This window comes from Vibrio sp. 10N.222.49.C9 (assembly GCF_041474985.1).
GTDB lineage: Bacteria > Pseudomonadota > Gammaproteobacteria > Enterobacterales > Vibrionaceae > Vibrio > Vibrio crassostreae_C.
The window spans coordinates 1-11,785 of record NZ_JBFRVD010000006.1; the positions used below are offsets into that span (position 1 = coordinate 1).

The 11,785-nt window shown below is 44.2% G+C and carries 10 protein-coding genes; 4 read left to right on the plus strand and 6 right to left on the minus strand.

The features are described 5' to 3' along the window. Positions 1–118: 118 nt before the first annotated feature. Positions 119–592, minus strand: coding sequence for an FKBP-type peptidyl-prolyl cis-trans isomerase (locus AB4585_RS01690; RefSeq protein WP_017062642.1), 474 nt, complete (start codon positions 590–592; stop codon positions 119–121). Between the two features lie 76 nt (positions 593–668). Continuing rightward, entirely contained in the window at positions 669–1,295 is a 627-nt protein-coding gene (locus AB4585_RS01695; protein WP_017062641.1) for a thioredoxin domain-containing protein, read from the minus strand. 258 nt (positions 1,296–1,553) lie between these two features. On the opposite strand from AB4585_RS01695, the gene AB4585_RS01700 reads away from it, so the two are divergent. Further along, entirely contained in the window at positions 1,554–2,189 is a 636-nt protein-coding gene (locus tag AB4585_RS01700; protein WP_029235219.1) for an OmpA family protein, read from the plus strand. Positions 2,190–2,298: 109 nt separating this feature from the next. Here the strand turns inward: AB4585_RS01700 and AB4585_RS01705 are convergent, their stop codons facing one another. Both AB4585_RS01705 and norR read right to left on the minus strand, forming a co-directional pair. Next, on the minus strand, positions 2,299–2,658 hold the full coding sequence (locus tag AB4585_RS01705; RefSeq protein WP_017062638.1) for a glutaredoxin: 360 nt from the start codon (positions 2,656–2,658) through the stop codon (positions 2,299–2,301). Positions 2,659–2,747: 89 nt separating this feature from the next. Next, positions 2,748–4,340, minus strand: coding sequence for a nitric oxide reductase transcriptional regulator NorR (gene norR, locus AB4585_RS01710; RefSeq protein ID WP_017062637.1), 1,593 nt, complete (start codon positions 4,338–4,340; stop codon positions 2,748–2,750). A gap of 368 nt (positions 4,341–4,708) precedes the next feature. On the opposite strand from norR, the gene hmpA reads away from it, so the two are divergent. After that, entirely contained in the window at positions 4,709–5,905 is a 1,197-nt protein-coding gene (hmpA, locus tag AB4585_RS01715) for an NO-inducible flavohemoprotein (RefSeq protein WP_017062636.1), read from the plus strand. Between the two features lie 158 nt (positions 5,906–6,063). On the opposite strand, the gene AB4585_RS01720 is transcribed toward hmpA, so the two are convergent. Both AB4585_RS01720 and clcA read right to left on the minus strand, forming a co-directional pair. Further along, the gene (locus AB4585_RS01720) at positions 6,064–7,011 is read right to left on the minus strand and encodes a TDT family transporter (protein WP_017062635.1); all 948 of its coding nucleotides are present in this window, start codon (positions 7,009–7,011) and stop codon (positions 6,064–6,066) included. Between the two features lie 239 nt (positions 7,012–7,250). After that, positions 7,251–8,657, minus strand: coding sequence for a H(+)/Cl(-) exchange transporter ClcA (gene clcA, locus AB4585_RS01725; RefSeq protein WP_372150349.1), 1,407 nt, complete (start codon positions 8,655–8,657; stop codon positions 7,251–7,253). Between the two features lie 552 nt (positions 8,658–9,209). Here clcA and AB4585_RS01730 point away from each other — a divergent pair. Both AB4585_RS01730 and AB4585_RS01735 read left to right on the plus strand, forming a co-directional pair. Next, a complete protein-coding gene (locus tag AB4585_RS01730; protein ID WP_372169273.1) occupies positions 9,210–10,193 on the plus strand; it encodes a GTP-binding protein in 984 nt (327 codons plus the stop codon). A 182-nt stretch (positions 10,194–10,375) separates the two neighbouring features. Next, positions 10,376–11,662, plus strand: a complete 1,287-nt coding sequence (locus tag AB4585_RS01735; RefSeq protein ID WP_017062632.1) for a DEAD/DEAH box helicase — start codon at positions 10,376–10,378, stop codon at positions 11,660–11,662. Positions 11,663–11,785 lie beyond the last annotated feature (123 nt).

Here is an 11,785-nt window from a genome sequence, read left to right on the forward strand (position 1 = left end):
AATTTTCCGGATTGGTATAAATAGCTAAATAGCTCAATATCTAAAGAGGCTTCAAATGTTCAGATATAAAAAAGCCCCGACATAGCGCGTATGTTGGGGCTTAAATCAGTAACTTCGATTATTTGATAGAGATGAGTTCTACATCAAAAATCAGAGTCGATGATGGTGGGATAGGGCCTGAACCGCCTTTACCGTAAGCTAGAGTGCTTGGAATAAATAGACGAACTTTTTGGCCTTCAACCATGTAAGTCAAACCTTCTTGCCAGCCTTTAATTACTTGCTTAAGAGCAAATGAGATTGGCTCGCCGCGCTCAACAGAGCTGTCGAAAACAGTGCCGTCGATTAGCGTACCGTGGTAGTGAACCGTTACTTTGCTGTTCTTAGTTGGGTGCTCTGTGCCTGTACCTTCTTCAAGAACAAGGTATTGAAGACCGCTTTCAGTCGTAATCACGCCTTCTTTAGTGCCGTTTTCAATTAGAAATTGTTGGCCTTGTTCGAAGTTTTCTCCGCCAGACTTATGATTCGTCCAAGTACGGTAAATCATGAAACCCGCCAAAAGAAAGACAATGACCGGGATGACAAATTTAGACATAGTAAAACCTATTTATATTGAGTGCTGAATTTCGTAGTTAATACAAAATGTGTTAATCAGTTGACTAAAGCCGTGATTATGGTTGAGTCAAAAGGTAGTTGATCGTTTTTGCAATGCCAGCAACGTCTTGGTGACCTGCTGTTAGTACTTGGTATTTACCGTTGATGATAAAGGTTGGTACTGAGTTGATCTGACCTTTTACTGAGATCTCTTCTGCTTGCTTAACGTAGTCGAAAAGAGCGACTTGCTGTTCTTTATTCAGCTGGTATGGGCTAACCAAACCACGAGAAGTAAACGCTGTCTCTAGTGCTTGTTGACGCTGCTCAGGTGTTGCATCTGCACCCATTTGAACGGCACCAAATAGGTCGTCCATGAATGCGTGGTCAGGCGTCGCATCAAGCTGCATCACTGCTGTGTAGTAGATCATTGCGCTGATTTGAGCGCTTTCGTTGAACGTCACGTGCATCTTGCCAATAGTTTGGTCTGTTAGAGATTCAATCTCTGGAATGGCACTTTCCATTTGACGGCAGTGACCACAGTTAAGAGAGAAGATTTCAGTGATCGGAGACAAGTTAAATTCTGTTAGAGCAGTAGGAAGCGCTTCGTATTGAACGCCTTTTTGTGGCTCGTCTGTTTCACTACAACCCGCGATAATGAGTACGGCAGCGAGTGCTGTGATGAATTTAGTAAATGGTTTAAACATAATGTTTGCTCTAGCGTTGAGAAGTCGTGAGATTCTAACTATTTAGTACGAATTGGAAAACAATTATAAGGTAAATAAATGCAAACAGTTCGAACTAGCGGCTGAACACAAGCTAGTAGACGGTTAACTGTGATCAACAGCACTTTTTTGGGTTCTGCTTTCTTTTCGTCTAAAGTTTTTCCCTCGGTGCCGATATAGACATTAGTGAATGGTTTATCTGCATGAGTGGTTGGTGAAGTAATGAGATATTTAGCGATAATGTTAAGCATAGCTTTGGCTGGGTGTGAAGCCACGTCACCAACTGACTTACTTGGCGGTGACATGCTAGAGACTGCACCACAAACCGATTACGACTTGATGCATCCTGAATGGGGTGTGGTTCAAACGACTCATGTAGCAAGCAATCGTGGGTACTCTATCCAGAGTAGCACTCATCAACACAGAACCATCACGACCAACTACGGACGTGGCGTTTCGACTAACGACCCACTGGAAGTCTTTTTAAGACAAAACCGCATCGATTTTGAAGTGTTGCCGGGTAACCATGTGATGGTAAAGCTTGAGCAGCACGTGAACTTTAAAACAGGTTCAGCATTCCCTGAGCCAGCGTATAATCAATGGCTAGATACGCTAGGCAGCTACCTTGCTCAACGCCAAGATATTGATGTGGTGATTGAAGGGCACACCGATAACACGGGCACAGATCGAATCAATGATCCGCTTTCAGAGCAGCGAGCAAAAGAAGTGAAGGCTCGATTAGAGAGTAACTACGTATCAAGTCGTTCCATCTATACTCGTGGCTTCGGTGAGTATGTTCCAGCTTGTACGAACGCTTCTGCGCAAGGCAAGGCGTGTAACCGCCGTGTTGAATTGATGCTGATTGTCACGAAGTAGTCGTTTGAAATTTCGCGCCCAATTTGAAGCGATTAACGCCAAATAACAGACATAAAAAATCCCTCACATTCGAGGGATTTTTTGTATCTGACTTTTGTTGCTTTATTGCTTATGCAAACTGCTTTTCTAAGTAAGTCACGATATCTGAAGATTCGTACATCCACTCAGTTTTACCGTCTTTTTCGATACGTAGACAAGGCACTTTCACACGACCGCCGCCAGCTTCAAGCTCAGCACGGTGTTGCTCGTTGTTTTTTGCATCACGAAGTTCAAATTGAACCGACTGACGTTTCATCGCGCGGCGCACTTTCACACAAAATGGGCACGCTTCGAATTGGTATAACGTGTGCGTTTTTGCTTGCTCATTTACTTTGCTTTGTTCTTCTTGAGAACGCTTCACACCACGTGGGCTGAAAACAAAATTCAATAACAAGATGACACGACCTAAGAACCAACGGATAAACTTCATAACTCTCTCTACATATTTAAAATTAGCGTTACAATTTGCAGCATTATATACACAAGTTTTGTCAGATGCTCGCAACAAACCGCTAATATCTATTTTGTCCGTTCGATCGTATGAGACTTAGCCACATTTAGCCCTAAACGCTTAGACAGTCGAGTCAGATTTGCTCGGTCTGTTTTCAGAACTCGCCCTGCTTGTGCCCAGTTAAAGTTGGCATCTTCCAACACCTCAGTAATGATACTGCGTTGAAAATCGTCCGTTGCACCACGTAGCCCTGCAGAAAGGTCGATCGTTGGTGTCGATAATGGTGTGTTTTTCACCTGAGTCGTCGCAATTGGCTGATCTTGGTCTAGAGGACCACAATCTTCCTTGGTGATTGTCACCAGGTTTTTATTGGTGCTGCGCGCTAACGCTTTCAATGCGGAACGACTGATCACATGCTCAAGTTCACGCACGTTACCCGGCCAACCATAACGGTTTAGGAAAGAAAGAACGTCGGAGCGGAACTTAACTTGGTTGATACCAAGCTTACGACGCGCTTGTTCTAAGAAGAAACCCGCTAATAGGCTGATGTCGTCACCACGATCTTTCAGTGCTGGCACCGCGATAGGATACACACTCAATCGGTGGTACAAATCGGCTCTGAATCGACCGTCTTCAACTTCTTGTTTTAGATCTCGGTTTGTCGCTGCCAATACTCGCACATCAATGGTTTGAATGTTGTCTTGGCCAACCGGTTGGATTTCGTTGTTTTGCAGCGCACGTAGGAGCTTACTTTGAGCGGCCAAAGGCAATTCACCAATCTCATCAAGGAACAGTGTGCCACCATCGGCTAAAGCAAATTTACCTAAGCGGTTTTTGTCTGCGCCAGTGAACGCGCCACGAACGTGACCAAACAGTTCACTCTCTACTAAGTTTTCAGAAATTGCAGCACAGTTTACGTAGACGAGTGGGTTACGTTTACGTTGAGATTGGTGGTGCAGGGTGCGAGCCACAAGCTCTTTACCAACCCCGGTGTCACCATGAATCAAGATATTAAACTCAGATGGAGCTACAACAGCGATGTCGTTCTTAAGCGCGACCATGGTGTCACTGTTACCAATCAACTCACCGCCGTCACGTTCCCACGCTTCTACGTTCAATTCTTCGAGTAATTGCTTTGACTGTTTTGCTTGATGCTCAAGTTGCGAGAAGGTCAGTGCCATCTGCATGGTTGAGGCTGCAATAGCTGCCAGTACTTCAAGGTTACGCGCCGGAATATTCGCGAAGACATCAGGTTTCAAGCTGTCTAGAGTCAGAATACCTAAGAGCTTATCGCCAAATAGCAAAGGCAAGCCCATACAAGCATGCATTGGTAAATCGCCATCATGGTCAATAAGCAAACCATCGAAAGGATCGGGTAAGGAGCTGTCAGCATCGAAACGAACAGGAGAGCGAGACGCGCAGATCTCTTCAAACCGTGGGTGTTCTGAAATGATAAAGCGACGACCGAACGTATCTCGGCTGAGCCCTTGCATTGCGATAGGTACTAGCGTGTCGCCTTGAAGGCTTAAAAGCGCGACACAATCACACGTTATGGTTTTGCGAATGGCATCGATCAGGCGATTGAAACGATCTTGATCGTTGACACCACTTGCGAGGCCAATGGTCATTTCCATGAGGGTAGATGCGGAGATATCTTGCATAAAAAACTCTAACTGTGTGTGTTTATCTACATAATAGAGTCTTATTGACTTAAAAAAAAGGTCTTTTTGACATTTTTATAAGATGAGTTTTGAGAAGAAAACCAGTAATGACGGGGATTGATAAAGTTGGCACTGATTGTGCAGAAGATACAGAGAAGCCCAATTATAGCGCTGATTAAACAGACTATTCTTGATCTCAATCAATCAGGTTGCATTAATCAGGTTTCGCGATTTTTTGAAATGAAAACGAGTCAAAATAACTCAGTTTCTAAAAATAACTAAGGTTTCAGAAAATCGATAAGTCATTCTTAATTTTTAGTAGTCAAAATGACATATAGGTCATAAGGCTCAGTGTTCGGAGTAAATTCATGCTTAACAATGCACATATCGAAATCATCAAATCTACTATTCCTCTACTTGAGAGCGCAGGCCCAGCTTTAACTCAGCATTTTTATCAACGTATGTTCACGCATAACCCTGAGTTGAAAGATATCTTCAATATGACTCACCAAAGAACAGGTCGCCAAGGCGTAGCACTGTTTGAAGCTATCGCGGCATATGCAAAGAACATTGAAAATCTAGCAGCGTTAACAACTGCCGTTGAACGTATTGCTCAGAAACACACAAGCTTTAACATTCAACCAGAGCACTACCAAATTGTTGGTTTGCACCTGATTGAGACATTACGTGAACTAGCTGCTGACGCCTTTACTCCAGAAGTGGAAGAAGCATGGACAGCCGCTTACCTATTCTTGGCGCAAGTATTCATCGATCGTGAAGCTGAACTTTACCTACAGCGTAAGCAAGCTGTTGGTGGTTGGGAAGCAGCGCGTGCGTTTGTGATTGCAGACAAAATCGAAGAGTCAGCGCTAGTAACAAGTTTTATCCTTCAGCCAAAAGACGGCGGTGAAGTTCTGGATTACACACCAGGTCAATACATCGGTATCGAAGTGAAACCAGAAGGCTCTCAATACAGCGAGATTCGTCAATACTCACTGTCTGATAAGCCAAACGGCAAGCAATACCGTATTTCTGTTAAACGTGAAGGACAAGGCCAAGAGACACAAGGTGTTGTATCTAACCACCTACACGATACGGTTGCTGTTGGTGATGAGGTTAGCCTATACGCACCAGCGGGTGACTTCATGTATCAAGAGCGCAGCAAGCCAGTAACACTTATCTCTGCAGGTGTTGGTGTAACGCCAATGCAGTCTATGCTTGAGTTCCTAAACACGGAAGATAAAAACGAGCCAGTACTTTACCTTCACGCTTGTGAGAACGTAGGCCAACACTCTTTCACGACTCGTGTTAAAGATATTGTTGCCGACAAAGGTTGGGAAGCGAAAACGTGGTACATGAACAAAGATGAATCTGCATGTGAAAACACGCATCAAGGTCAAATGGATCTAGCGTCTATCTCTGATACTAAAGGCTTTGAAGAGAGCGATTTCTACATCTGTGGCCCTGTTGGTTTCATGAAGAACATCGTAGAGCAGCTAGATGCAATGAAAGTTGACCGTTCACGCGTTCACTACGAAGTATTCGGCCCTCACGCTAACTTCTAATAGGTCTCGGCATTTCTAGTAACACTCGCCTGAACTATTAATACCTTGCCTATTCAAAGGCCTCACAGTGTGAGGCCTTTTTGGGTTTGGTTGGTTTTGTCTGACATCATCGACTACTGCAGAACACGATGGTTCAGCTAAGATCTTTTCGCTTCTATCTAAGAACGTTTCATCTTCTTGGACATGTAGTCGGAATCGAAAAACTCAGGCCAGTACATTTTTACGTAACCACCGGCAACCCAAATCACTAGAATGGTGGCGATGGTTAGCTCAAAGAAACCAAACTTGTGTAGCCAATACCATTGTGGGTATTCCGCGCCGAAAAATGTAGTTAGACGATGCATGGCAATAGCGCTGATCACAGATGGGAAGGTGACGGCAGCAATCGAAGGTTGGAACTTCAAACGCATCAGGCGGATGTAACACAAGTAAATCAACAAAGTCATGGTGATGGCAATGCCCGCCAATGCACCTGTTAGAATCGGGTCTGGGTTGTCGAAGTTAACCAAGTAAGCGGCTAAAGACAAGTTAACCGGAGCTGCCATGATAGCGAGTGTTGGTCTTGCTCGGCGAGGAAGATTGCCTTCGAACACCAAGCGGTATAACACCACTGGCAACATAAGGAAATAGATACCAATACAAGTGACCGCAAGTGTTTCTGAAAATACGGTGTGCCCGAACTGTGTGCCAGCTAAGGAACTGCTGATCAAACCGACCGGATACAGAAACCAACTCGGTACAATGTTCGACATTTTGAAGTTGATGATCTGAAAACTAAAGAACAACACCATCATGGTAAAGTGCAGCAATAGCGCGCAGAACCAAACTGGGTAGGCGATAGCTGGCGATATCTCGGCTAAATAGTCGCACAGAATCAGTAAAGCCATGCTCATTGGTGCCATCAAGCTTCCACTTAACGGGTGGCGAATGTCATTAAGGAAGGTATTAAAGCTCGTTAAATAGCGCAGTAAAACAGGCAGCAATAATAGCGCGCCGAATGCAGCGAGGTAGGGACGAATTATCTCACCAATGCCCGGGATATATAACGCCCAAGCTTGTCCTAACCCAATAACGCCAAGTGCTAAAGACGCCTGAGATGGCGGCACATTTTTTACTTGGGTTAATCTTCTCCAGTTCAACGACTTACTCCGACTTAGTTAATTAAAGACTTTTAGAATATTTGCTTTAGTTAGAGTGTGTAGGCCTTTCATCAATAGATTTTGAGGGCACTCAACTAATTTTGAGTGGATGATACCAAGTTTAACGTTTGCTTTTTTGATTTTGATACGGAATCGGGAGATTAAGCACGTTGAATGTGTGCTTTTGTTTCATGAGTCATTTGTAATTAACATACTTTCTCTTGTTGAGGGAGATCTTGTTGTCTTAGTTTTTCGTTTTTCAGCGTACGATTAAGCAGTTGACTGTAAATTGGCTGCCCACCCAACATTTGAGCAATGATTACCGCACCTAAGCAGGTGATGATCAACGGCAGGATCAGGTAGTAGTTATTGGTCATTTCAATAACCAACAGTATGCCAGTGATAGGCGCTCGAACAGTGGCAGCAAATAAGGCTCCCATGCCAGCAATGGCAAACATACCCGGTTCAATATTCAGTTCAGGGAAGAATGCCGCTGCGATAAGCCCGAACGCATAACCAAAGAGTGTTCCTAGCGCAAGCATTGGTGCAAAGATACCGCCTGGCGCACCAGAGCCGAAACAAAGCAGGGTTGTGAGGACTCGGCCTAAGAAAATCAGCAACAACACATTGGCGCTGTAGCTGCCATTCGTGATGTTCGGGATGATACCAATACCACCACCAGTTAATTCAGGTATATAGAGCAGCAACAAGCCAAAGCAACCACCAAGTAGGGTACCTGTCATCAAGTAGCGTTTACGGTCATTCTTATGTATCGCCACAAACAGGTCTTGGGAAAGCGTGATCAGCTTATTGAAAATTACACCGAACAGACCGAACAACACACCTAACAGCAAGAACAACCAAAGTGCGTCGAGTTCAGGCGGCTGGTACTGAGGCATTGTGATAACGGCAGATTGGCCATTGATAGAACGAAATACAATGTTGGCTGAAACTGCTGAGATGATGACAGCTTTGATTGATATGAGTGAGTAGCGAAACTGTGGTCTCATCTCCTCAACCACAAACATGATTCCTGCCAGTGGTGCGTTAAATGCGGCGGCTAAGCCACCAGCGGCACCTGAAGCCAACAGTGAGTGGCGAGTGTCATCGTCTTTGACTCGAAAGATATCTGTGACCATGCGACCAATACTGCCGCCCATTTGAACGGTTGGTCCTTCTCGACCTAAAACCATACCAGAGCCTAATGCGCCCATACCGCCAAAGAATTTTACTGGCAATACTCTCCACCACCGAACAGGGCGCATACCGTCCATCGCACCTTCAATTTCGGGGATGCCTGAGCCTGCAGCCTCTGGAGCAAAGCGGTGAACGAGGAAGTAACCAATAAAGGCAAATGCAGCACTAATAAGGAAAGCGGCCAACCAAAGGGGTAAATAGCTACCGATTTCATCTTTAAGCCAATCGGTACGAGTTTCTGTGATGAAATGAACCGCGACTTCGAAATAGGTACCCACTACGCCAGCAAGTACACCTACAATACAAGAAAGAAAGAGAACGGAAGCGGGTGTCTTATCTCTTGAGAGAAATTGATTAATAGCATCCCTTGGCATTTTGGCTAATAAGGATTGCTTAATTTTCTCTCTTCTGGTCATTGAGATAAGGCTCCTGAATGGGTTAAGGCGGGGTTGTCATAAATTATACGCGTCCTCTGCATATCCTATAGCAGCAAAGATGAAAAGTTGAATTTCATTTATGGAATGTACGTGTTACATAAATGGAATCTATGGGCAATTGTGGAATCGCCGTCACAATTTTGATCGATTCTCTGGTGGTGGCTTGAATATCCCCAAAAATGAACCATAGTTAAATTGTAAAGCAACATAACGAACCGCAAGGAGAAGTGAGGTTTTACACACAATTTGGATGGATTCAGAAACAAAGTTTTAGTTCCTCGTTAAATGTTCAGGTCGATATTTAAGGCTTCCTGATTCGCGAACTCACGATTGAGTAACGAGGGTGAGGCGTACTGAGTAAGTACGCCTTTAGTTCGTCTGGAGCATCCCATTTCCTCATTCCGCTTCTACTGCTTTATCTCTTCTGATTATTTTCGCGCCAACCTCTATTAACGAATCTCAGTGTAAACAATCGATTGGGGTCAACTTTTTGGTGATTGAGTATATACTCCCTTAAAAAGGAGAACTGATATGACTAAAAAAGTTCCTACAAACATCATTACGGGTTTCTTGGGTGTTGGTAAAACGACAGCCATCTTGAACCTGCTAAAAAATAAACCTGAGAATGAAAACTGGGCTGTTCTGGTTAATGAATTCGGGGAAATCGGCATTGACGGTGCATTGATGACAGATCAAGGCGCTTTGATTAAAGAAGTGCCGGGTGGATGCATGTGCTGTACTGCGGGCGTGCCTATGTCAGTGGGTATTAATGCCTTACTTCGCCAAAAGCCAGACCGTTTATTGATTGAGCCGACAGGGCTTGGTCACCCTAAACAGGTTATAGCGACACTGACTTCTGATCAGTACACACCATATGTCGATTTAAAAGCGACGCTTGGTTTGGTTGACCCACGAAATCTGTCTAATGAAAAGTACACCTCGAATCAGAATTTTAATGATCAACTAAATAGTGCAGATGTGATTCTTGGTACTAAGGTTGACCTTGTTCATTCTGAAGACATCGATGTGTTCAATGATTGGGTGACGGATCAAACGCCAGTAAAAGTCTTTCATAAGCTAATTCACGATGGTGAAGTGCCATTGGAAGTGTTAGACATTGAAAGAGTATACGGCAGTGCTTCATCTCATATTGAAGCGCATCATCACGATCACGCTGAACAAGAGCCTCAATTCCAACTTCCTCCTGGTGAAGCTTTCATCCGTAAAGAGAATAAAGGACAGGGCTATTTCAGTTGTGGTTGGTTGTTTGGCGCAGAGCATAAGTTCGACTTCGATGCGCTATTCTCTATGTTGTCAGATCTAACGGCCGAGCGTGTAAAAGCTGTCGTGAACACCGACCAAGGTTGCTACGCATTCAATGTGGCGAATCAAGTCGTGTCTGTGAACGAAATTACGCTTGATGGCTTTGAATCTCGACTGGAAGTGATCGACTCGCAGCTCATGCCATGGGGCGATCTCGAGCAGATTCTACTCAAGCTGTGTGGCATCAAATAGCCCTGTTTTTGCTGTTTGAACCAAGGATCTTGGTGTTTACCTCGTTGAAGGCGGGATAAACACCAGATTAAATGAGAAAGTTTGCGTTATATCACGATAAATGTGAGATAAATCACTCTAATTACTTTATAGTGCTCGGCTGAAATAAGAATGTAGGCTGTCTGCTTAAGGAACCCGTAACAATGTCATTTTCCTCTCAAGGTTTTGCTCCTGAATTAGTCAAAGCGTTGACTGAGTGTGGTTATGAAAAACTCACTCCAATTCAACAAAAAGCGATTCCAATGGCTCGTAAAGGCCATGATATTTTTGCTACTGCTCAAACCGGTACGGGTAAAACAGCGGCATTTTCATTGCCTGTTATCCAACACCTTTTGAACAGCGGTAAAAAGGCGTCTAGAGGAACGGCTCGCGGCCTTATTCTTGCTCCAACTCGTGAGCTTGCTGCGCAGATCGCTCAAAACATTAAAGACTACGTTAAATACACAGATCTAAGTGTTTCTGCGGTTTACGGTGGTAACAAGATGTCTTCACAAGTTCGTCAACTAGAACTGGGTGTGGATATTTTGGTTGCAACACCTGGCCGTTTAGAAGAGCACTTAGAAGCGGGTAACGTGTCTATTGCTAACCTAGAATTTCTAGTATTTGATGAAGCTGACCGTATCCTTGATATGGGCTTTATCAATGCCGTTCGTAAGATCATGTTGGATGTAGAAACATCACCGCAAATCATGATGTTCTCTGCAACGACTTCTACTCAGTTAAACCAACTGTCTGTTGATATTCTGCGTAAACCAAAACGTATTAGTGTTGAGCGCGAAAACTCAACGGCTGCTACTGTCGGCCACGTGGTTTACCCAGTGGATCAAGAGCGTAAAACAGAACTGCTTTCTGAGCTGATTGGTCGTAAAAACTGGCGCCAAGTGCTTGTTTTTGTTAACTACAAAGAAACAGCGAACGATGTAGTTAAAGAGCTTAAGCTAGACGGCATTAAAGCAGTACTGTGTCACGGTGATAAAGCGCAAAGTGCTCGTCGTCGTGCTCTAGACGATTTTAAAGAAGGTAAAGCGCGTGTAATGGTAGCAACCGACGTTGCGGCTCGTGGTCTTGATATCGAAGACTTACCACACGTAATTAACTACGACATGCCTTTCCTAGCAGAAGACTATGTTCACCGTATTGGCCGTACAGGTCGTGCAGGTAAGCAAGGTCACGCTGTCTCTTTCGTTAACCGCGAAGAAGAGCTGACTGTCGTTCAAGTTGAAAAACTGATTCAACAGCGCATTCGTCGTGTTGAACAACCGGGTTATGAACCGAAGAAACGTGATGCTTACATCGAGAAGCTGAACACTAAATCGGCTTACAAAAACCGTCAGGGTCGTAAGAACAACGCGAACGAAGAGCCACAAGATCAAGCAAGCGCTGAACGTCGTTTGACTATGATGAAGCGAATTAAAAACCGTCGTAAGTAATTACGGTTGGTGATTGAAAAGAGCCACTGTTATGTGGCTCTTTTTGTTTGTATTGATCGCAATATTGTTTATTGTCATTACTGCTTCGTTTCAACCTCGCTTCATACCAATCCGGAAAATTAA

Bases quoted from the DNA above. Each gene is read 5' to 3' on its own strand.
- AB4585_RS01730 (WP_372169273.1), top strand. From the start codon at position 9,210: ATGACTAAAAAAGTTCCTACAAACATCATTACGGGTTTCTTGGGTGTT.
- clcA (WP_372150349.1), bottom strand. From the start codon at position 8,657: ATGACCAGAAGAGAGAAAATTAAGCAATCCTTATTAGCCAAAATGCCA.
- AB4585_RS01690 (WP_017062642.1), bottom strand. From the start codon at position 592: ATGTCTAAATTTGTCATCCCGGTCATTGTCTTTCTTTTGGCGGGTTTC.
- hmpA (WP_017062636.1), top strand. From the start codon at position 4,709: ATGCTTAACAATGCACATATCGAAATCATCAAATCTACTATTCCTCTA.
- AB4585_RS01700 (WP_029235219.1), top strand. From the start codon at position 1,554: ATGTTAAGCATAGCTTTGGCTGGGTGTGAAGCCACGTCACCAACTGAC.
- AB4585_RS01705 (WP_017062638.1), bottom strand. From the start codon at position 2,658: ATGAAGTTTATCCGTTGGTTCTTAGGTCGTGTCATCTTGTTATTGAAT.
- AB4585_RS01695 (WP_017062641.1), bottom strand. From the start codon at position 1,295: ATGTTTAAACCATTTACTAAATTCATCACAGCACTCGCTGCCGTACTC.
- AB4585_RS01735 (WP_017062632.1), top strand. From the start codon at position 10,376: ATGTCATTTTCCTCTCAAGGTTTTGCTCCTGAATTAGTCAAAGCGTTG.
- norR (WP_017062637.1), bottom strand. From the start codon at position 4,340: ATGCAAGATATCTCCGCATCTACCCTCATGGAAATGACCATTGGCCTC.